Genomic DNA, 22,337 nt, shown 5'->3' with positions numbered 1-22,337 from the left:
TCCGTTCCCGGTCACGTCAGATGCAGCATCCGGTCCTGCGCCTCGCGCAACGCGTAAAGGCGGGTGGTGGTATCGGGAAGGGCATTGGCGCGGGTGAGCAACTCGCCTTTTCTGACCGGTGCGGTTACCTTGCCGCCCTCGAGCAGGCCAACCGGAACCGCCCCTTTTTCGCGGGCGTCGGCCACGGTCATGGCGAAGGAACGATAGCAGGTCTCGCCGATGGCATCGAGCGCCTCGCCGGGCGAGAGGTCGCGTTTGGCGACGGCGCAGACTTCGGCGACCGGGGTGGGCAGGGGCACCATGTCCGGCCTGCCATAGAGCATAATGCGGGCGCAGGTCAGCGGCACTTCCAGGCTGGTCAGGTGATAGGGCCGGAAGAAGGCGTAATAGGGTCCCTGGCCGATATGCAGGTCGTCCATGCGCTCGATGATGCGCGGATGCTCGGCTTTGGCGATGACGAAGACGCCGGGCGCCACGCCCTTGCCGATGGTGAAATCGACCACGCCCGAGGAATTGAGGATGCCGCCATCCTCCCGGGGGATGAGTACCCTGGCCATGTCCTCGCGATTGGTGGCGGGGCCGTGCATGCCCGGAATGTCGGGCAGGAGACCGGTGGCGTTGGCGATGGCGGTCATCTCCACGGCGGTCTTGGAGCCGTCTACGAATTCCACCAGCATGCGCGGGTTCATGTTGCGGCGCGCCGCTTCCTCCCGATATTCATCGGGCACCGCATCGTGCTTGAGGGGATTGTTCTTGCCCTTGCCGGCAGCGACGATGTCGAGCCCGAGGGCGGAGACGAATTCGATCAGCTCCATGCAGGAGGAGGGCTCGTCCCCGGCGCCGACCGAATAGACGACGCCGAGCTTGTCCGCCTGTGCCTTGAGATAGGGGCCGATGGTGACGTCGGCCTCGACATTCATCATCACCAGGTGTTTGCCGTGCTCCATGGCCATCAGGTCGTAATCGGCGGCGACGCCGGGCTTGCCGGTGGCATCGATGACGACGTCGATATTGGGGGTGGTGACGAGGGTTCCGGCCGAGGTGATGGCGATCTTGCCCGCCTCGATGGCGGCGGTGGCCTGGGCGGGCGTCTCGACCTCCCTTCCCATGGAATTTTCGCCATAGGCGATGGTCATGGCGTCGAGCGCGGTATGGGGCCGGCGGGTGGCGATGGCAGCCATCTCTATGCCCTTCATCAGGCTCATCTGGGTGACCAGGTCGGTGCCCATCTCGCCCGATCCGATCACCCCGACACGAATGGTCTGGCCCGCATCGGCGCGGGCGGCAAGGTCACGGGCGAGGCCGGTCAGGGCGATTTTGCGGGGCATGGCGGGTCCAATCACGATAAGCCTGCCTGCGATAGCGCCGCGCCGGGGCGGGAGCAAGCCTTGCCCCCGATATGCATCCGTTCTCGAAAGGCTGGCGCGCCGCGGGCCGGGGGTCAAAGGGTTAGCATTTCTTAAACCGTTCCGGACGATTATGCCGCCCGGGGACGACTCCGGGGGTACGTCAGGACCATGGCCAAGCACATCACGCAGACGGTCGCCTTGCCGGCGGTCATCGATCTCGATGCGATCGACGGCGTCCGGGATGTGCTGATCGATGCGCTGGAAGAGGGACCGGTGAGCGTGGACGCGGCCGCCGTCGAGCGGGTCTCGACCAATGCATTGCTGCTGCTGGTGAGCGCCGCCGAGACGGCCCGGCGGAACCAGTACGAATTTGCCATTCAAGCGCCGAGCGCCGCCATGGTCGCCGCGATCGGCCGGCTGGGCCTGTCCGCCCGGTTTTCGGGGATGATGAGACAATGACGCTGCGCATACTCACCGTGGACGACTCGCGAACGATCCTGGCCATGCTGCACCATACGCTCTCCAATGCCGGCTTCGAGGTGTTGCAGGCCGAGGACGGCAAGCAGGGCCTGGACATGCTCAAGGCCGAGCCGGTCGACCTCGTGATCACCGATATCAACATGCCGGTGATGGACGGGATCGAGTTCATCAAGAACGTGCGTGCCACCGGCCAGCATAACAGCCTGCCGATCCTGATCCTCACCACCGAGACCAGCCAGGACAAGCGCGACCAGGGCAAGGCCGCCGGCGGCACCGGCTGGATCGTCAAGCCTTTCGATCCGGAAAAGCTGATTTCGGTGATCCACCGCGTCGTGCATTGATATCGACGCCAAGCCCAGAAGGGTTGAACGAGCCGCAGATGAGCGATCTGGACGACTTCAAGGCCACCTATTTCGACGAATGCTCGGAACTGCTCACCGAACTGGAGGAGCAGTTCGCCGCCATCGAGGCCGGCGAGCGGGACGCCGACCGGCTCAACGCGGTATTCCGCGCCATTCACTCGATCAAGGGCGGCGCCGGCGCGTTCGGCTTTTCCGGGCTGGTGGGTTTCGCCCATGCCTATGAGACCCTGCTCGACTATGTGCGCGACGGGCGGGTGGAACTCACCGACGAGGTGGTGACGCTGTGCATTCGCGCCAATGACATCGTCGCCGATCACGTCAATGCGGCCCAGTCGGGCAACGATCTCCCGGCCGATTACGGCGCCGACGAAAAGGCGCGGTTCGACGCCATTGCCAGCGGCGGGTCCCTCACCGCCGCGCAGGAAGGCAGCGATGGGGACGATTTCGAGGATTTCGATATCGAGTTCACGCCCGTCATGGTCGATCTCGGGGCGCGGCCGGCCAATGGCGAGGCGCCGGTGGAAGACGTGTTCGAGGCGCCGCCCATGACCGCGGCCGAAAACCAGTGGGAAATCCGTTTCACGCCGCACCGCGCGCTCTACGCGCGTGCCAACGATCCGCTGCTGCTGTTCCGCGAACTGGCGGCTCTGGGCGAGACAGAGGTGCGCGTCGTGCTGGGCGATGTGCCGCCTCTGGCCGATTTCGAACCCTTTGCGGTCTATTGCTCCTGGGAGATCACCCTGACGGCGCCGGGGCTTACAGAGGCGGCGATCCGCGAGGTCTTCGAATTTGTGGACGGGGATTGCGATATCGCGATCGCCCGCGCCGGCGCTGCGCCGATGGCCGAGACTGCCGCCCCGGAGGACGTGTCCGTCAACGCTGCGGAAGCGCTTCCGGGCGAACCCGATCTATCGAGCCTTCTGGCCCTGACCGAGGAGGAAGTGGCCCAGCAGGCCAATGCCATGGCCGGTTTCGCGCCCGAGCCGCTCCCTGCCCCTCCTGGCGATCTCGACCGGCTCGAGCCGGATCCGGGGGAAGGGTTTGCGGCCCTCGCCGCCGAAATCGCGCGCGAGGCAGCCTCCAAACCCTCCGGACCGGAGGCGGCACCGCCGGTGGCATCAAGACTCCGGATGCCGGCCGGGACCGGAAGCGACAGCGAGGAAGGCGGCAGGAGCGCCGTCAGCGTACAGTCGATCCGCGTCGACCTCGACAAGGTGGATCGCGTCGTGAACATGGTGGGAGAGCTGGTCATCACGCAATCCATGCTGACCCAGCAGATGGATGAAACGCTGCGCGCCCGCTACACTGAACTGGTCAGGGGCCTGGAAGTCCTGGCGCAGACGACGCGGGGCCTGCAGGATTCGGTGATGGCCATCCGCGCCCAGCCGGTCAAATCGGTGTTTTCGCGCATGCCGCGCCTGGTGCGCGAACTGGCCGCCAAGACCGGCAAGAAGATCAGGCTCGAAACCATCGGCGAGAATACCGAGATCGACAAGACGGTGATCGAGCAGCTTTCCGATCCGCTGACCCACATGATCCGCAATTCCGCCGATCATGGCGTGGAGACGCCGGAAAGCCGCCTTGGCGCCGGCAAGGGCGAAACCGGCACGATCCGGCTTTCCGCCGAGCAGGCGGGGGGCAATATCCTCATCGTGGTCGAGGATGACGGAGCCGGTATCAACCGTGAGAAGGTGCTGCAACTGGCCCGCGACAAGGGGATCGTGGCACCCGACATCACTCCCAGCGACGAGCAGATCGACCAGTTGATCTTCGCGCCGGGCTTTTCTACCGCCGAAGCGGTGAGCGACATTTCCGGGCGCGGCGTCGGCATGGACGTGGTGCTCTCCAACATCAAGAAGATCGGCGGCTCGGTGCATGTGCGCTCCTGGCCCGGAAGGGGCACGCGCATGACGCTGAGGCTGCCGCTGACCCTGGCGGTGCTCGACGTCATGCTGGTCAAGGTCGGGGGCGGGCCCTATGTCGTGCCGCTCTCCTCCATCGTCGAGACCATGCAGTGCAGCCGCGCCAATTTCGAGCGCGTGCCCTCGGGCGGCCGGGTGCTGCAGGTGCGCGGCGAATATGTGCAGGTGATCGATCTGGGCCGGCGCTTCGGCCTCCCTGCCCGCACCGCGCCGGACGATCAATTCGTGGTGCTATGCGAAACCGAGGGCAATCAGAAGGTAGCCCTGGTGGTGGACGACATCATCGGACAGCAGCAGGTGGTGATCAAATCGCTCGAGGAGAATTTCGAGCGCGTCGAGGGCATTGCCGGCGGCACCATTCTGGGCGACGGCAATGTGGCGCTGATCGTGGACGTGCAGGGCCTGCGCACCACGCATCTGCACCAGAGCGCGGCCTAGCGTCGGCGTTAATCAATTGGCGTCGATTGGCGTCCTAATATGGGTGGAGCGCCCGGAAGGGGCGGCAGAAAGGCGGGATCGATGGAAGCGCTGAGCCTTCGCGATGATTTGAGCGACAACACGGCTGCGGCCGGCCAGAACACTTTACAGCTAATCGCCTTCTCCATCGGCGAGCAGACCTATGGCGTGGAAATCACCACGGTGCGCGAAATCCGCGCCTGGAACGGCGCCACTCCCTTGCCCAATACCCGCGAATTCGTGCGCGGCGTCATCAATCTGCGCGGCACCATCGTGCCGATCTTCGATCTGCGGGCCCGCTTCGGCGACGGCCAGACCTCGCCCACCAAGAACCATGTCGTGGTGGTGATGAGCGTGGGTGACAAGTGGGTCGGCATCCTGGTGGATGCGGTTTCCGATATCCTCACCGTCAATCGCGACGATATCCACAATGTGCCCGAAGGCAATTCCATCGACACCGAACTGCTCAACGGCATCGTCACCCACGATAACCGCATGGTGGGGCTGATCGACCTGCACGCCGTGGTCACCGGAGCGAGGATGGATGGCTGAGCCGGAGTATCGGCGGGTCTGGATTTGAAGGGCGCCTCGGACGCCCTTTTTCATTGCGACGGGCGGGATGCGGCATCGGGGCTTGCAATAGACCGATGCGGCCGGTCGTTCGTGACCGAGCCTAGAACAGATCGGCCTCGCCGTGCATCTGGTGCGCGGCGATGCCGGAAAGGGCCGGTACGCGCAATTCATCGAGCGTGAGGCTGGCCCAGATCTCGTCATAGACGCTGTCGGGCGCGGTAGGGGGCAACAGGGCGAACTGGCGCACGGCGAGGGCCATGTTGTGGCAGCGCTGCTCGATCCGGTCCTGGCCCTGCAAGGCGGTGACGATCAACTGCATGGCCTCGCGCACGGTGGGGTCGGTGGCCAGTTGCCTGTCGGAGAGCATGGCGAGCGCCTCGGCGATGCCTTCCACCATGGAGGCGGTCTGGCGCGCCGTCTCGTCCAGTTCTCTCGCGAGTTTTTGCAGTGACATCGAATAATCTATCCTGGGAAAATCTGTTCCGGCCCTGTTGCCGAGACCCTAGCCCGGCATTTCTAAACCTCTCCTTGCCGGTGCGGTGCTGGCCAGCCCGCAGGCCGCTCGTGGTTAGCATTTGGCTAACGAGTTCTCCGATACGATCGGCTCCGGAACGCGATCCGGAGAGAAAACGGAAGCTCGGATTCTTGGACGGATCCCGTTGGCTTGCAAAGGTACGCAGCAATAGACATGGCCCTCAACACTTCCCTGCCACCAGAATTCGATCGCGGGGTGGTGACTAATGTGCATCAAGGCGACTGCCACGTTTCGGCTGCCTCCGACGTTACCTTTTCAACCATTCTGGGGTCCTGCATCTCGGCCTGCGTGCGCGACAGGATGGCGCTGGTGGGCGGCATGAACCACTTCCTTCTGGCCGAACAATCGGGCTCGGCCAGGGACCGGTACGGCGCTTCCGCCCGCTATGGCGCCTTTGCCATGGAGCAGCTCATCAACAAGGTCCTGACCCGCGGCACCGGCAGGAAGGCCAATCTCGAGATCAAGCTTTTCGGAGGCGGCAAGATCAATTCGGTGCTGGACGACGTCGGAGCCAAGAATATCGAGTTCGTACGCCAGTTCCTCGAGGATGAGGGTTATGTCGTCACCAGCGAGGACCTGGGGGGCAGCTATGCGCGCCGCGTCCTGTTCAAGCCCTATTCGGGGCGGGCCTTCGTGCGACGGCTCGACAGCGATGTGGGAGCGAACGTGGTCCGGCAGGAACTGGCCATCGCGCGCCGCCGCGTGGTGATGCCCGCCTCCCTCGCCGATATCGAACTGTTCTAGCTTGGCGCGGTGCCCCGAAGCGCTTTTTGAAGCCTTACGGAAGTCTTAGCCCGGGGCGTCTCCTTACAGAGATGGTTAACCATTGTGCGGCTAGGGTCCGGCCATGCCGGACCGTGCAGCCAATGGAGATGATTCGCCGCCCCTGCGCCCGGGCATGCGCCTCGTTCTGACTGCTTGCGGCCTGTGGCTCGTGGCCGTCGCGACGGCGTTGGGCCTGCTGCTGGCGCTGGGTCCGGGCCCGGGCTGGTTCTCGGCCTCGGGCAGTCTCGTCGCTCTGGCAATGGCAGCGAGCCTGATCATCGGCGCAGTGGCGGATCGGCGCGAGGCGGCGCGACTCTCGGCGCTGGCGCGGGCGGCGGGTCTTGCCGGCGATGGCCCTGGCGCCAGGCTTTCCATCGGCGGAATCGTGCAGCGGCTCGGTATCAGGCTGGAGCGGGCGCATCATTTCCGGGCCGCCATCGGTACGCTGGAATCGCTGGTTCTGGTGGTGGACGAGACCGGCACCATCCTTGTCGCGAGCATGGGCATGGAACGGCTCTCCCCGGATATCCGGGAGGGCGGAACGCTCGACGGGCTGTTCGGTGCCGGTTATCTCGAAGCCGGCGGGGGTGCGCCCGAGGAAGCTCTGGTGCTGCTGCGCGGTCGACGGTTCATGGTGCAGCGGCGCGCCCTGCCGTCGCGGCGCTATGCGCTCGAGCTGGTTCCGGCGGGGCATTATCTGGAAGACGACGAACTGGACGCCTTTATCGGAGCGCTCGCGGCCGGGCAGACGGGCTTTCGCTTCGAGGGGAAAGCGGCGGGCGCCAATCCGGCCCTCGCGGCGCTCAACGAGGGGCTGGAGCGACTCGATGCGGGGCTGCGGCAATTGCAGGCGGCGATCGCCGGGCGGAGCCGAGCCGAGGCCGACGGGAGCCTGCCGCTTTCGGAGACGGCCGAAGCGGTGCTGGCGCTGGTAGCGGCAGCGGACCGATGGCAATGCGAGGATGGCGAGGAACGCGCACTGCTCGCGGCGCGGCTCTATGCGGTCAAGGACCTGCTGGCCCAGTTCGAGGCGCGGGCGGCCGCGTTGGAGGCGTCGGGCGAGACCGGCCGGCGGGCCCTGGCGGAGGGCGCGGCGAAAATGGCCGGGCTGGAAGCGCGGCTGGCGGCTGCGGCTCGACAGGTCCGGGATGCCGGGGCGCTGGCCGCCGAAGCCGAAGTCGCGGTGAACGCGACCGGCGCGATGATGGGTGAAATGGACGGCATCACCCGAGAGATCGACACCATGACGGCGGCGATCGAAGACGTGTCGTTCCGCACCAATTTGCTGGCGCTCAACGCGGCGATCGAAGCGGCGCGGGCCGGCGAGAAGGGCGCGGGCTTTGCCGTGGTCGCCGACGAGGTTCGCCAGCTCGCCCAGCTCACCAACCGCTCGGCCAAGGACATCCGCCTCGTCATCGACAGGGGACGGGGCCGGCTGCAGGCCGGACTCGAGCAGGCCGAAGCGCTGCAAGGCTTGGCTGGAGCGCTCCGGCAGAGTTTACGCAATCTAAGCAATGATGCTCCCACTATCGGGACGGATGCGGGAAAGGAGCCGGCAAATGCGGTTCCATCCAGACGAACGAAGGATGGCGAGGACGGCGGGAACACCGTGTCGATCCGGCTCGCGGCCGGTTGAGGCCGGCACGCGGCGCCACCTTTGCAATAAGGGTCCGGCCGGCAGAAGCCGGACGACAGGGGTGGGTTGCATGGAACAGGGGGAATTCTCCCTTAGCGAGCGGGAATTTTCACGGATCAAGGCGCGGGTCTATTCGGTGGCCGGCATCGCCCTCAGCGATGCCAAGCGCACGCTGGTGGTGTCGCGGCTGTCCAAGATCGTCCGGGCGCTGGGCCTGCCGGGCTTCGATGCCTATATGGACTATCTCGAGAGCGGCGGCGCCGAGGACGGGCAGGATTTCATCAATGCGCTGACCACCAATCTCACGCGCTTTTACCGCGAGGACCATCATTTCGATCATCTGCGCGCCTTTGTCGGGTCGCTCATGGCCGAGCGGCCGCGCGGCACCAGGCTCAGGATCTGGTCGGCGGGCTGCTCGACGGGACAGGAGGCCTATACGATCGGGCTCGATCTCCTGGCTGCCTTTCCCGATCTCAGGCGCTGGAACTTCAAGATATTGGCCACCGATATCGACACGGCGGTGATCGCCAAGGCCAGGCGGGGCGTCTACCCCGAAAGCGAGGTGTCCGGCCTCGGCCCGGAGCGGACCCGTCTCTTCGAGCGGTCCGAGGGCATGGTGCGCATTCCCGAGGCGGTGCGGGAGCTGATCGCGTTCAAACCGCTCAACCTGATCGGCCCCTGGCCGATGAAGGGGCCGTTCGACGCCATCTTCTGCCGCAATGTGGCGATCTATTTCGACAAGCCGACCCAGGGCGAGATGTTCGGACGCTTCTCCAGGATTCTGGCACCGGAAGGATTTCTCTATATCGGCCACTCGGAAAACCTGGGTTCGGGCGGCGAAGGCTTCCGGCTGGTGGGCAAGACCATCTACCAGTCGCGTGAGAAACTGAGCAAAAGAGCTGCGTGATGGGCATCAAGGTTCTCGTCGTCGATGATTCCGCGCTGATCCGAGAGGTGCTCGGGCGCATGCTGGTACGCGATGGCGACATCGACGTGGTGGGCACCGCCGTCGATCCCATCGATGCGCGCGAAAAGATCAAGGCGCTCGATCCGGACGTGGTGACGCTCGATATCGAGATGCCCAATATGAACGGGCTCGCCTTTCTCGAAAAGCTGATGCGGCTGCGGCCCACCCCGGTGGTCATGGTCTCGACGCTGACCAGGAAGGGGGCCAGCGAAACGCTGCTGGCGCTCGAATTGGGCGCGGTGGATTTCGTCGCCAAGCCCAGCGCCGAGTTCGCCGGCGGGCTCGATGCCTTCGGGGCGGGGCTGCGGGACAAGATCCGGGCCGCCGCCCGTTCCGACGTACGCGGGCGCGCCGTGCGCCTCGAGCAGCCCAGCAGCCCGGTGCGCACCGCCGCGGCGCCGGAGGGCGCAGTGATCGCCATCGGCGCCTCCACCGGCGGGGTCGAGGCCATCCGCACCGTGCTGGCCGACCTGCCGGCCGACTGCCCGCCGGTGCTGATCGCCCAGCACATGCCGGCCGGCTTCACCGGGCGTTTCGCCGCCCGGCTCGATGAATTGTGCGCGCTCGAGGTGGTGGAGGCCGAGGACCGGCTGCCGCTGCGCCCGGGCCACGCCTATGTGGCGCGGGGCGACTATCATTTGCGCGTCGAGCGCTCCTCGGGCCAGCTCAAGTGCCGGCTGGGCCAGGAGGGTCCCCAAAGCGGGCACCGGCCCAGCGTCGACGTGCTGTTCGAATCGGTGGCAAGGACCGTCGGGCCGCTGGCGGTGGGCGCGATCCTGACCGGCATGGGACGGGACGGGGCGCGGGGCCTGAAGCTGATGCGCGACGCCGGCGCCCATACGGTGGGGCAGAGCCAGGCCTCGGCGCTGGTCTACGGCATGCCCCGCGTCGCCTTCGAGGAGGGCGCGGTGGTCGAGCAGGCCCCGCTCGAGCAGATCGCCTCGCGCCTGGCCAGCGCGCTGGTCAAGCTCAAGGCGGCCGCGTGATGATGCTCCCCCTTTGCGCCGGCGCGATGCGACTGCTTCCCGCAACAATGCCACGGGTGCGATTGAGACATTTGTAACGCTTGGCCCCTAATGTCCACGCCAGTACGGGCCAGAAGGTCCCAGGCGCGTAGAGGTAAGAACGACCATGCCCAAAGCAAGCGCTGTCAGCGTTCTCATCGTTGACGACCAGCAGTCGATGCGCGGCATCTGTAAATACATTCTCACTCAATTGGGGTTCAAGGACATCATCGAGGCCAAGTCGGGGCGCGATGCGCTGGGCAAGCTCGAGAAAACGAATGTCGACCTCATCATTTCCGACTGGAACATGGAAGACATCGATGGCCTGACGCTGCTCAAGGTCATTCGCAAGCATCCCCGGACGCAGGCCATGCCGTTCATCATGGCGACGGGCCGTTCCGACAAGGAGCAGGTCAAGGAAGCCATCTCGTTCGGCGTCAATAATTACATCATCAAGCCGTTCGACGCGTCCACCATGAAAAAGCGCATCGAGGCGGTGATCGGCGCGCTGACCTGAGCGCGCCCCGCGGCGTCTTGCCGGAACCCTGACCTTGCCGCTTCGGACGGGCCTCGCCGCCTAGGGACTTGTCCGTAAGAAGTGGTTAATCCCATTCCTATATCGTTTCAGATGCCCGGCCGATCCGCTCGCGCCGGGGCGATTGCCTGTGCCGGGACCCGTATGAGGCCGGCGCATGGGGGGACATTCGCCAGAGGGGGGAGCCAGAATTTCATGAATGTGTTTGCGCAACTGAAGATCGCCCAGAAATTGCCGCTGGCCCTGGTCGGTTCTGCCTTGCTGGTCAGCGCCGGGGTCGGCATTGCCAGCTATCTGATCGGTCTGGGCACGGTGCAGGAACAGCGCGACCAGTCCATGCGCGCCTCGCTCAATACGGCCGCCGCACTGGTGAGCGACTATTATGCGAGCGCCGAGGTCGATCTGCGGCTCTTCGTGCAGCGCTCCGACACGGTGACGGCGGTAAAAAATCTGACGCGGGCCCTGAGCGAATTGCGCATGGGCCTGGCGGAGCGGGCCGGGGCGCAGTTGCAGACCGCCTATATCGTCGACAATCCCCATCCGGAAGACCGCTCGCTGCTGGACAGCGCCAATGGCAAGGGCGCCAGCTATGATGCGCCGCACAAACGTTTCCATCCCGGTTTTCGCACGCTGGTGCAGGAGCGGGCCTATGCGGACGTGCTGCTGATCAGCGCCGAGGGCGACGTCGTTTATTCGGTCGCCAAGAACACCGATTTCGCCACGAACGTGCTGAGCGACACGGCGCTGGCCGCCTCCGGGCTGGGAAGGGCCTTCGCCGCGGCGCGGACGCTGGGCGAGGGGCAGGCCGCCTTTGTCGATTTTTCCGTTTACGGCCCCGCCGGCGCTCCCGAGAGCTTCATGGCCATGCCGGTCTATGACCGGGACGAGAATAGCGGCGTAATGGTGCTGGCCATCTCGCCCGAGGCGGTGAGCGCCAGGGTCGGCGAGCTGTCGGGGCTCGGGCGGGGCGGGGAAGTGGTGGTGGTGGGCAGCGATGGGCTCTTGCGCACCGAATCGCCGCGAACGGAAGACGAAGACGTTCTGGCGACGACGCTCACCTCCGAAGCGGTGACGCTGGCTTTTGCCGGGGAAGGCGGGGAAGGGATCAGTACCGATTATCGCGGCGCTCCCATGGTGGTGCGGGCCCAGCCGGTCAGCGTAGGGGACGTCACCTGGGCGGTGGCGGCGGTCCAGCCCGAGGACGAGGCCTATGAGGCGGTGACCCGGATGCGCAACATGACGCTGGTCGTCGGCGGGGGATTGCTGGCCATAGCCGCGCTTTTGGGGGTGATCTTCGCCCGCACGATCAGCAAGCCGATCACGCGCCTCACTGGCACCATGGCAGCACTGGCGGATGGCGAATTGTCGATCGCGGTCGAGGGAGCGCGGCGTTCCGACGAGATCGGCGCCATGGCCCGGGCGGTCGAGGTGTTCCGCGAGAATGCGCTTCGGGTCCATGAAATGACCGAAGCGGAGGCTGCGCGCATCGTCGCCGGCCAGCAGGAGCGCGCGGCCATGATGCAGGATCTGCAGCGCGCCTTCGGACAGGTGGTGGATGCCGCCATCGCCGGCGATTTCTCGCCGAGGGTCGATGCCGAGTTCCCCGACGAGGAGCTCAATGCGCTGGCCCGTTCGGTCAACGAACTGGTCGAGACGGTGGACCGTGGGCTTTCCGAGACCGGTTCGGTGCTGTCGGCGCTGGCCCATACCGACCTGACCCGCCGCATGGAGGGGGACTATCGGGGCGCTTTCGCCCGGCTCAAGGCCGATACCAATGCGGTGGCCGAAAAGCTCACCGAGATCGTCGGCCAGTTGCGCGACACCTCGCGCACGCTCAAGACGGCTACGGGCGAGATCCTTTCGGGTGCCAACGACCTGTCCGAGCGCACCACGCGGCAGGCGGCGACCATCGAGGAGACCTCGGCAGCCATGGAACAGCTCGCCACCACGGTGATGGCCAATGCCGAGCGGGCCCGGGAAGCGAGCGAGGCGGCGACCGGCGTGACCCATACCGCCGAGCTCGGCGGCGCGGTGATGGATCAGGCGACCGAGGCCATGGAGCGGATCACGCAATCCTCGGGCAAGATCTCCAACATCATCGGCATGATCGACGACATCGCCTTCCAGACCAATCTATTGGCGCTCAACGCTTCGGTGGAGGCGGCGCGGGCCGGGGATGCGGGCAAGGGCTTTGCCGTGGTGGCGGTCGAGGTGCGGCGCCTCGCCCAGAGCGCCGCCAGTGCTTCGGCCGACGTCAAGGCGCTGATCGAGCAGAGCGGCGACGAAGTTGGCGGCGGCTCGCGGCTCGTTGCCGAAGCGGCGGCGCGGCTCGAGGAAATCCTTGTCGCCGCGCGCTCCTCGAGCGAATTGATGAACGGCATCGCGCGGGAAAGCCGCGAGCAGGCATCGGCCATCGAGGAAGTCAACACCGCGGTGCGCACCATGGACGAGATGACCCAGCACAATGCCGCGCTGGTCGAGCAGATGAACGCCTCGATCGAGCAGACCGAGGCCCAGGCAAACCAGCTCGACGGGATCGTCGACATCTTCGCGCTCGAGGCGGGAAGGGATGGAGGAAAGTCACAGGGGGTGAGGTTGCAGCCGGGGCCGGGCAGGACGCTGGCCGAGGGGGCGAGAGGCCTTCAGGAAAAGCTCAGGACCGTCGCCAAGTCCTATCTCAGCCATGGCAATAACGCGGTGGACAAGGAGTGGAGCGAGTTCTGACGCTTCGTCATGGCCGCAAATGAAAGGGACGCCACCGGCGTCCCTTTTTCGACGGACCCCGTCTACCATACAAGTTCAACGAAGCGTTAAGTCCCTGCCTTTACAATGCCGCCTCGGTAAAGCCCAGGGGGGCGGCGAGGGGGCCGGGTCAATGAAGTTTCTGTCTTTTCTTAACAATATCCGCCTGACCGCGGCCATTGCCGGGCTGATGCTGGCCAGTATCGGCATCACCATCGGCGCTTATTCGGTCAGCAATTATCTCAGCCTGCGCGGCCAGGCCGTGTCGCAGGCGATCGCGCAGCAATCGGTCGATCTCAAGACCGCCGCCACCATTTACGAGCGTCGCCTCAACGGCTCGGCCGTCACCTGGGCCGAAGACGGCAGCCTTGTCGGCTTCAGTACTTATTCCATCCCGTTTTTCTACGATACCGGGGCGGTGGATTCGGTGACGCGGGTGACCGGCGGGGAGACGGTGATCTTCGCGCTGGATGCCGAGAGCGATCAGTTCGTCGCCAAGAGCAGCAGCTTCGAGGCCGAGGAGGGCGGCCGCATCATCGATTTTGTGCTGCCTTCGGGGGGAGCGGCGGCCCGGGCGCTTGCGGCGGGGGAAACCTGGCAGGGCGAGATGGAAATGCTGGGACGGCGTTATAACGGCGCCATGCAGCCCATCTTCAAGCTGGACGGACTGCTGTTGGGCGGCTTCTGGGTCGGCAAGGACGTGGCCGAGGCCGACGCGGCAGCGGCGCAGGCCATTCCCGGGTTGGTCGTGATGGGCGGCGTCCTGCTGGTGATCATGGGCGCGGTGGGCCTGCTCGCCTCCCGGGCGCTGACCCGGCCCATTCCGGTTCTGGCCGGGGCCATGGATGCCATTGCGCGCGGCGACTACGAGACGCACGTGCCCTTTGTCGAGCGCGGCAACGAGATGGGTGCCATGGCCCGGGCGGTGGAGGTGTTCCGTGAGAACGGGCTGCGCGTCAGCCGGATGACCGAGGCGGAAGCGGCCCGGATCGTCGCCGACCAGGAAAACCGCCAGCGCATGATGAGCGAATTGCAGAACGCCTTCGGCGCGGTGGTGGACGCGGCGGCTGCAGGCGATTTCAGCGGCCGGGTGGAGGTGGAGTTTCCCGATCCCGAGCTCAACGCCCTGTCGGGCAGCGTCAACAATCTGGTATCGACTTTCGACCGCGGCGTCTCCGAGGTGGGGTCGGTGCTGGACGCGTTGGCCAATACCGATCTCACACGGCGCATGGAGGGCGATTACGAGGGTGCCTTCGCCACGCTCAAATCCGACATCAACGCGGTGGCCGACCGCCTGACCGAGGTGGTGGGCCAACTGCGCGACACCTCCGGCACACTCAAGACGGCGACCGGCGAGATTCTTTCGGGCGCCAATGACCTTTCCGAACGCACCACGCGGCAGGCGGCGACCATCGAGGAAACCTCGGCGACCATGGAACAGCTCGCCGCCACGGTGCTGGGCAATGCCGAGCGGGCGCAGGAAGCCAGCGTCAGCGCCGGGGTGGTCACCCATACGGCCGAGGAAGGCGGGCAGGTGATGGAGAACGCCACCGAGGCCATGGAACGGATCACCTCGTCCTCCGGCAAGATCTCCAACATCATCGGCATGATCGACGATATCGCCTTCCAGACCAATCTCTTGGCGCTCAACGCTTCGGTGGAAGCGGCGCGGGCCGGGGAGGCGGGCAAGGGCTTCGCCGTCGTCGCGGTCGAGGTTCGGCGGCTGGCGCAGTCGGCAGCGCAGGCGTCCAGCGACGTCAAGGCGTTGATCGAGCAGAGCGCCGAGGAGGTCAGGGGCGGCTCGCGGCTGGTGGCCGATGCGGCCGCCAAGCTGACGGCGATCCTCGAGGCGGCGCGGACCTCCAATGGCCTGATGCGCTCCATTGCCGAGGAAAGCCGCGAACAGGCTTCCTCCATCGAGGAGGTCAATACCGCGGTGCGCACCATGGACGAGATGACCCAGCACAACGCGGCGCTGGTCGAGGAAATGAATGCGGCCATCGAGCAGACCGAGGCGCAGGCCGTGGAGCTCGACCGCATCGTGGACGTGTTCACTGTCGCAGCGGGGGAGGCCACGCCGCCGGTCCGCGCCGGCCGGTCCGCTGCCCCAAAGCCCGAGCCCCCGCTTTCCCCCCGGGCCAGGGCCGCCGGCCGGACCTATCTCAGCCAGGGCAATGCGGCGATCGACGCGGACTGGAGCGAGTTCTAGAGGCCGGGGGACTTACGCCTTTCCATCCGTGGCGCGCGCCATGGACGGAAAGGCACCGATTTTTCGGTGGCCGAACCATTAATAAAGCCCTCGAAATCGATTGCGAGCCGATCCGTACAACTTTCAGTAACCGCTTTCTCCTAGCGTCCATCCAGTGATCCGTTTCCGGGGACTGCTTCCCATGGGGGAAGCCGGGCTGGTTCGGGGGAGAATTGTTCATGAAACGACTGGTGCGCCTTTTGGGCAATGTGCGCATGACCACCGCCATTCTGGTGCTGGTTCTGGCATCCATCATCGGCTCGATCGCGGCCGTGTCGGGGGCGATCTACGTGACCCTGCACGCGCAGTCGCTGGCCGACAGCCGCCTGCAGCAGGAGACCAATCTGGGCATTGCCGCCACGGTATTGGAGCGGCGCATTTCCGGTTCGGTGCTGAACTGGAACGATGACGGCACCATGGCCAGCTTCCAGAGCTGGGCCATCCCGCCCTTCTACGACACCGAGGTGATCGATTCGGTCACCCGCGTCACCCGGCAGGATGCCGCCATTTATGTCCTCGAGAACGAGACGGGCGATCTGGTGGCCAAGACCACCAGCATCACATTGCCCGATGACAGCCGTGCTGTCGGCAGCGTGCTGCCCGCCGACAGCCCGGCCGTCATGCAATTGATGCAGGCCGAACCGGTGCTGGATACGCTCTCGATAGAAGGGATCACCTATTTCGCCGCATTGCAGCCGATCCAGAAGGCCAATGGCGACGTGATGGGCGCGATCCTGGTGGGCACGCCCCTGATCCATGTCGAGGCTTCGGCCAATGACGTTCTGGGGTTGGTCGGCATGGTCGGAGGCGCTGCCATTGTCGGCTTTGGCCTTTTGGGCTTTGTCGCTTCGCGCGTCATCACCCGCCCCATTCCGAGGCTGGCCGGTGCCATGGATGTGATTGCCGAGGGCGATTACGATGTCGAGGTGCCCTTTATCGACCTCGGCAACGAGGTGGGCGCCATGGCCCGGGCGGTGGAGGTGTTCCGCGAGAACGGGCTGCGCGTCAGCCGGATGACCGAGGCCGAAGCGGCGCGCATCGTCGCCGACGAGGAAAACCGCCGCCGAATGATGAGCGAGCTTCAGGGTGCGTTCGGCGAGGTGGTGGATGCCGCCGTGGCGGGGGATTTCTCCCGGCGCGTCACCGCCGAATTCCCCGATGAGGAGCTCAATGTGCTGGCCGCCAGCGTCAACAATCTGGTCTCTACCTTCGAGCGCGGCGTTTCCGAGGTCGGCGAGGTGCTCGGCGCCATGGCCGATACCGATCTCAGCCGCCGCATGGCGGGGGATTATGAAGGCGCCTTCGCCCGGCTCAAGGCCGACACCAATGCGGTGGCCGACCGGCTGACAGAGGTGGTTCTGCAATTGCGCCATACGTCCGGTTCGCTCAAGACGGCCACCGGCGAGATTCTTTCGGGTGCCAACGACCTGTCCGAGCGCACCACGCGGCAGGCGGCGACCATCGAGGAGACCTCGGCGGCCATGGAACAGCTCGCCGCCACGGTGATGGCCAATGCCGAGCGGGCGCGCGATGCCAGCCTCAACGCCGCCAAGGTGACCCGCGCCGCCGAGGAAGGCGGCACGGTGATGGATCAGGCGACCGAGGCCATGGAGCGGATCACGCAATCCTCGGGCAAGATCTCCAATATCATCGGCATGATCGACGATATCGCCTTCCAGACCAATCTTTTGGCGCTCAACGCGTCGGTGGAGGCGGCGCGGGCCGGGGATGCGGGCAAGGGCTTTGCCGTGGTGGCGGTCGAGGTGCGGCGCCTCGCCCAGAGCGCCGCCAGCGCTTCGGCCGACGTCAAGGCGCTGATCGAGCAGTCGGGCGGCGAGGTCACCACCGGCTCGAAGCTGGTGGACGAGGCGGCGGGCAAGCTGGCGGCCATGCTGGACGCCATTCGCGACAATACCGCCTCGCTCGAGGCCATCGCGCGCGATAGTGCCGAACAGGCCACCTCGATCGAGGAGGTGAACGCGGCAGTGCGCACCATGGACGAGATGACCCAGCACAATGCCGCGCTGGTCGAGGAGACCAATGCCGCCATCGAGCAGACCGAGGCGCAGGCCAGCGAACTCGACCGGATCGTGGATATCTTCGCGATCGGGGAAGCCGTCCGGCAGGAGGCTGCGCCCCCGCCGCGTCCCGTTCGCGCGGCGCCCCCGCGCCTGGAGGTCCACGGTAATGCGGCCCTTGCCGATTGGGACGAGTTCTGAGGCGAAAACCCGCCGGAGGGCTGTCAAGAGGGCGCCATGGCGCCCTCTTTGCTTTTCCTATCACGATGGGAAGCATGCTTTACCGGCCCTTAACGCCGTCGTGCTCTTGTGGGACAGGATACGGAAAATGAGCGCCTGCCGGCGGGCCGGCGGCGATCGGAGGTGCCGTTCCAGCGTGCCAGCGCCATCCGGCTTTTGCCGTCCCGATGGGCGAACGGGATCGTGCCTGGCGTGAGATTGGTGGGGCGGCCAGAATGGCCTGCCCATGGGGCATGCAGGAAATGAAATTCAGCGATCTGTCCATTCGAACGAAACTGGTGCTGGGCGCGGGCTTGTTGTCGCTGGCCTCGATGGGCGCCATCATCACCGGCGCCTTGGCCCTGATGTATCAGACGGCGGGCAACGAGGCCGAGGAGCGCGCCAGGGCCCTGATGGGGCAATACAGCCAATTGGCCGTCGGCCAGATGGGCAACATCATCTCGGCGACGAGAAGCCTGGGAGCGGCCGTCGAGGGCGTGATCGCCACCGGGCCGATCGACCGTGAACTGCTCGGGCGCTTCGTCACCGCCTCGATGCAGGCCCAGCCGGCCGTCATCGGCATGACGCTGGCCTTCGACGCCAATGCGCTCGACGGGCGGGACGCCCTTTATGTGGGCCATCCCTATTCCGACGAAACGGGGCGCTTCGTTCCCTATTTCACTTGGGAAAACGGCCGGATAGAAGTCGAGCCGCTCATCATGACGCCGGAAAACGGCACCGAGAGCTGGTACGACATGCCGATGCGGGAGGACCGCGACGTCCTCACCCCGCCCTATACCTACCCGGTCAATGGGCGATCCACCCTGCTCACCAATGTCAGCGTGGTTGTGCACAAGGCCGGCAAGCCCATCGGCATCCTCACCTCGGACCTGACGCTGGACACGATTTCACAGGTCATGTCCGATCTCAAGCCGTTCGAGGTCGGCTCGGTGATGCTGGTGAGCAATGCCGATAGCTGGATCGCCAATCCCGATCCCGGGCTCATCGGCGAGGAACTGGCCCCCGATATAGCCGCGGCTCTGCTCGACAGCGAATTGATGGAGCGCGGCATGATCTATGCCGACGAGGCGGGGGTGAACCAGTTCGTGGTCACCGCGCCTCTGCAATTCGGCGGCGTCGACGACAGATGGACCATGGTGATGCAGGTGCCGGCGGCCACCATCTATGCCGGGGTCGATGCCATGCGCAACATGGCGCTGGGCGCTGCGGCCGCGCTGCTGGGCGCCAGCCTTTTGCTGGTCTGGTTCGGGGCCGGCGTCATTGCCCGGCCCATCCGCCGGATGACCGAGATCATGGGCGTGCTGGCCGAGGGCGATTACGATGTCGCCGTGCCCTACAGCCAGGGACGCGATGAAATCGGCGGCATGGCCCGGGCGGTGGAAGTGTTCCGCCAGAATGGGCTCAAGGTCAGCCAGATGACCGAGGCGGAAGCGGCGCGCATCATCGCCGACCAGCAGGCCCGCCAGGCCATGATGAGCGAATTGCAGCTCGCTTTCGGCGAAGTGGTGGATGCCGCCGTCTCGGGCGATTTTTCCAAGCGCGTCAATGCCAGCTTCCCCGACCCGGAACTCAATGGCCTCGCCGCCTCGGTCAATTCGCTGGTGGAAACGGTGGACCGGGGGATCGACGAGACCGGCAAGGTGCTGGGCGCGCTGGCGCGCACGGACCTGACCGAGCGTATGGAGGGCGAGTATCGCGGTGCCTTCGCGGCCTTGCAGGACAATACCAATATCGTGGCCGAGACGCTGAGCGAGGTGGTCAACGGGCTCAAGCTGACCTCGCGCACGCTCAAGACCGCGACGGGGGAAATCCTGTCCGGCGCCAACGACCTGTCCGAGCGCACCACGCGGCAGGCGGCCACTATCGAGGAAACCTCGGCGGCCATGGAGCAACTGGCGGCAACGGTGCTGCAGAACGCCGATCGGGCGCGTGACGCCAACGATCTGGCCCAGACCGTCAGCCGCAGCGCCGAGGAAGGCGGGCAGGTGATGGAAAACGCCACCGAGGCGATGGAGAAGATCACCGCTTCCTCGGCCCGCATCTCCAACATTATCGGGCTGATCGACGATATCGCCTTCCAGACCAATCTTTTGGCGCTCAACGCCTCGGTGGAAGCGGCGCGGGCCGGGGAAGCGGGCAAGGGCTTTGCCGTGGTGGCGGTCGAGGTGCGGCGCCTCGCCCAGAGCGCGGCCGAGGCATCCGCCGATGTCAAGGCGCTGATCGAAACCTCGTCCGGCGAGGTGGAGGCCGGCACGCGGCTGGTGGAGGCGGCGGCGGCCAAGCTCGGCGCCATGCTGGAGGCGGCCCGGCAGAATTCCGACCTGATGGACAGCATCGCCCGCGACAGCCGCGAGCAGGCTTCCGCCATCGAGGAAGTGACGGTCGCGGTGCGGCAGATGGACGAGATGACCCAGCACAATGCGGCCCTCGTCGAGGAGACCAATGCCGCCATCGAGCAGACCGAGGCGCAGGCCAGCGAACTCGACCGGATCGTGGCGGTGTTCCGGACGGAGGCGGGCGAGGCCGTCGCCCCGGATTCCGCGCCGGTGCCACCGCGGCAAGCCCGGACCTCGCGTCAGGCGGCCGCGGATTATCTCACCGCGGGCAATGCCGCGATTTCGGCGGACTGGAGCGAATTCTAGGCCGGTTCGTCCTGCGGCCCCGGTGCGGGTGAAGGAGGCCTGGACGCATTAAACGCGTCCAGGCCTCCCGCGTCTCGTCCGGCCCGCCTACGCGATCGTCCGCTTCGGCGAATCCGCTAGCAGGCCTACAGCTATTCGTTAACCCAGGACGGTCCAGCTTGGAGCGACGTGACGATGGCGCGATTCGAAAGGGGAACGAACATGGCGGGAGCTGTGCGGGGCCGGACAGGCCAGGCGGGAGGCAAGCCCTCATGACGGCCGCTTCCCGCGACATGCTGCAGGCGCGGCTGGATTTCATCGGCCTGGATGCCGCCACCCGCGAACGGCTGGCCCAGGCGCGCCCCAGCATAGAGGCGCATCTCGATCCGGCCCTGGCCAAATTCTACGACAAGATCGGCACCGTTCCGGCGGTGATGCGCTTTTTCGACGGCCAGCCCCAGATGGATCGCGCCAGATCGCGGCAGAAGGACCATTGGCGCGCCATCGCCACCGGCCAGCTCGATGCCCAATATCTCGAGGCCAGCACGCGCGTCGGGCTGCGCCACGCTCAGATCGGGCTGGAGCCACGCTGGCATATCGGCGGCTATGGCATCGTCATGGAGACGCTGATCAGGGGCCTGATTCAGGATTTGATGACGGCGGCGCTGCAACCCGAAAAGCGGCGCTTCGGGCGGAGCGCGCCGCGCGCGCCGGACGCCATTCTGGCCGATGTCGATGCGATGGCCGACATGGTGGTGGCCGTGCTCAAATCGATGCTGCTCGATATCGATATCGGGGTCTCGGCCTATTTCGACCGGATGAACGCCGATGCGCGGGCGACCGAGCATGCTGCCCGCGCCCGTATCCAGAAGGCCGTCTCGACGACCGGCGAGGTCCTCAAGAGCATGGCGCTGGGCGATCTTTCGGGGCGCATTACCGAGGAACTGGGGGCCGAATTCGAGCAGATCAGGCTCGACACCAATGAAGTGGCCGAGAAAATGGCCGGCATTGTCGGCCAGCTCAAGGACACCGCCGGCTCGCTGCGCACGGCGACGGGGGAAATTCTTTCGGGCGCCAACGACCTTTCCGACCGCACCACGCGGCAGGCCGCCGCCATCGAGGAGACGGCCGCCTCGATCGAGCAGCTGACCGCGGCGGTGGCGGAAAACGCTCGGCGCGCGGCGGCGGCCAGCGGCAAGGCGCAATCCCTCGCCCGCACCGCTACCGATGGCGGCGCGGCCATGAAGGATGCCAATGGCGCCATGGCCGCCATCGAGGCATCGTCGGGCAAGATTTCCAACATTATCGGCATGATCGACGATATCGCCTTCCAGACCAATCTTTTGGCGCTCAACGCCTCGGTCGAGGCGGCGCGGGCCGGGGAGGCGGGCAAGGGCTTCGCCGTGGTGGCGGTCGAGGTCCGGCGTCTCGCCCAGAGTGCGGCCGAGGCGTCCCGCGAGATCAAGCGGCTTATCGACGCCAGCGCCGACGAGGTGCGCAATGGCAGCCAGCTCGTGGCGCGGGCGGATGAAATGCTGCGCGACATTCTCGCCGGGGCCGAAGAGAGCGCCGAGCTCATCGATACCATCGCCCGGGAAAACCGGAGCCAGTCCTCGGCGCTGGAGGAAGTAACCGCCGCCATGCGGCAGATGGACGAGATGACCCAGCACAACGCGGCGCTGGTCGAGGAAATCAACGCCTCCATCGGACAGACCGAGGCCGAAGCGGTCGCGCTTGACGGCATCGTGGACATATTCCGTCTCGGCAACCCTGATGCGGCGCCCCAACAGGTAGCGGACGCGCCCCGGCCGGCCCGTGCCATGCGCGCCTGACCCCTCGTATACCGGTGCTTAATCGCGGCCCGGTAATTTCCACAGGCCGGCC

At 66.0% G+C, this 22,337-nt stretch carries 16 protein-coding genes; 14 read left to right on the top strand and 2 right to left on the bottom strand.

Annotated features, from left to right (window positions below; genetic code table 11):
• Positions 1-11: 11 nt before the first annotated feature.
• Entirely contained in the window at positions 12-1,328 is a 1,317-nt protein-coding gene (locus ACFOOL_RS04790) for an NAD(P)H-dependent oxidoreductase (protein ID WP_380095366.1), read from the bottom strand.
• A 189-nt stretch (positions 1,329-1,517) separates the two neighbouring features.
• Between ACFOOL_RS04790 and ACFOOL_RS04785 the strand changes: the two genes are divergently transcribed.
• The 4 genes from ACFOOL_RS04785 (at position 1,518) to ACFOOL_RS04770 (ending at position 5,121) form a co-directional block, all read left to right on the top strand.
• A complete protein-coding gene (locus tag ACFOOL_RS04785; RefSeq protein WP_380095364.1) occupies positions 1,518-1,808 on the top strand; it encodes an STAS domain-containing protein in 291 nt (96 codons plus the stop codon).
• On the top strand, positions 1,805-2,170 hold the full coding sequence (locus ACFOOL_RS04780; RefSeq protein ID WP_380095363.1) for a response regulator: 366 nt from the start codon (positions 1,805-1,807) through the stop codon (positions 2,168-2,170). The genes ACFOOL_RS04785 and ACFOOL_RS04780 overlap by 4 nt, the downstream gene beginning before the upstream one ends.
• A gap of 38 nt (positions 2,171-2,208) precedes the next feature.
• Complete coding sequence (locus ACFOOL_RS04775) at positions 2,209-4,551, top strand: chemotaxis protein CheA (RefSeq protein ID WP_380095361.1); 2,343 nt, start codon at positions 2,209-2,211, stop codon at positions 4,549-4,551.
• Positions 4,552-4,632: 81 nt separating this feature from the next.
• Positions 4,633-5,121, top strand: a complete 489-nt coding sequence (locus ACFOOL_RS04770; protein WP_380095359.1) for a chemotaxis protein CheW — start codon at positions 4,633-4,635, stop codon at positions 5,119-5,121.
• 121 nt (positions 5,122-5,242) lie between these two features.
• On the opposite strand, the gene ACFOOL_RS04765 is transcribed toward ACFOOL_RS04770, so the two are convergent.
• The gene (locus tag ACFOOL_RS04765; RefSeq protein WP_380095358.1) at positions 5,243-5,596 is read right to left on the bottom strand and encodes a hypothetical protein; all 354 of its coding nucleotides are present in this window, start codon (positions 5,594-5,596) and stop codon (positions 5,243-5,245) included.
• Positions 5,597-5,830: 234 nt separating this feature from the next.
• Between ACFOOL_RS04765 and ACFOOL_RS04760 the strand changes: the two genes are divergently transcribed.
• The 10 genes from ACFOOL_RS04760 (at position 5,831) to ACFOOL_RS04715 (ending at position 22,285) form a co-directional block, all read left to right on the top strand.
• A complete protein-coding gene (locus tag ACFOOL_RS04760; protein WP_380095357.1) occupies positions 5,831-6,421 on the top strand; it encodes a chemotaxis protein CheD in 591 nt (196 codons plus the stop codon).
• A gap of 103 nt (positions 6,422-6,524) precedes the next feature.
• Positions 6,525-8,078: a methyl-accepting chemotaxis protein gene (locus ACFOOL_RS04755; protein ID WP_380095355.1), complete on the top strand. Its 1,554-nt coding sequence runs from the start codon at positions 6,525-6,527 to the stop codon at positions 8,076-8,078.
• Positions 8,079-8,148: 70 nt separating this feature from the next.
• Positions 8,149-8,985, top strand: a complete 837-nt coding sequence (locus ACFOOL_RS04750; protein WP_380095353.1) for a CheR family methyltransferase — start codon at positions 8,149-8,151, stop codon at positions 8,983-8,985.
• The gene (locus ACFOOL_RS04745) at positions 8,985-10,031 is read left to right on the top strand and encodes a protein-glutamate methylesterase/protein-glutamine glutaminase (protein ID WP_380095351.1); all 1,047 of its coding nucleotides are present in this window, start codon (positions 8,985-8,987) and stop codon (positions 10,029-10,031) included. The genes ACFOOL_RS04750 and ACFOOL_RS04745 overlap by 1 nt, the downstream gene beginning before the upstream one ends.
• Positions 10,032-10,176: 145 nt before the next feature.
• Entirely contained in the window at positions 10,177-10,566 is a 390-nt protein-coding gene (locus tag ACFOOL_RS04740) for a response regulator (protein WP_380095349.1), read from the top strand.
• 213 nt (positions 10,567-10,779) lie between these two features.
• Positions 10,780-13,308: a methyl-accepting chemotaxis protein gene (locus ACFOOL_RS04735; protein ID WP_380095347.1), complete on the top strand. Its 2,529-nt coding sequence runs from the start codon at positions 10,780-10,782 to the stop codon at positions 13,306-13,308.
• A 151-nt stretch (positions 13,309-13,459) separates the two neighbouring features.
• Positions 13,460-15,535, top strand: a complete 2,076-nt coding sequence (locus tag ACFOOL_RS04730) for a methyl-accepting chemotaxis protein (protein ID WP_380095346.1) — start codon at positions 13,460-13,462, stop codon at positions 15,533-15,535.
• 218 nt (positions 15,536-15,753) lie between these two features.
• A complete protein-coding gene (locus tag ACFOOL_RS04725; RefSeq protein ID WP_380095345.1) occupies positions 15,754-17,793 on the top strand; it encodes a methyl-accepting chemotaxis protein in 2,040 nt (679 codons plus the stop codon).
• 281 nt (positions 17,794-18,074) lie between these two features.
• Positions 18,075-20,474 (top strand): methyl-accepting chemotaxis protein, encoded by a 2,400-nt coding sequence (locus tag ACFOOL_RS04720; protein ID WP_380095344.1) that lies wholly within the window; start codon positions 18,075-18,077, stop codon positions 20,472-20,474.
• 251 nt (positions 20,475-20,725) lie between these two features.
• Entirely contained in the window at positions 20,726-22,285 is a 1,560-nt protein-coding gene (locus ACFOOL_RS04715; RefSeq protein ID WP_380095342.1) for a methyl-accepting chemotaxis protein, read from the top strand.
• Positions 22,286-22,337 lie beyond the last annotated feature (52 nt).

The organism is Devosia honganensis (genome assembly GCF_042648785.1).
GTDB lineage: Bacteria > Pseudomonadota > Alphaproteobacteria > Rhizobiales > Devosiaceae > Devosia > Devosia honganensis.
The sequence above is the reverse complement of the archived record's forward strand: the minus strand, read 5'-3'. Positions and strand labels throughout refer to the sequence as shown.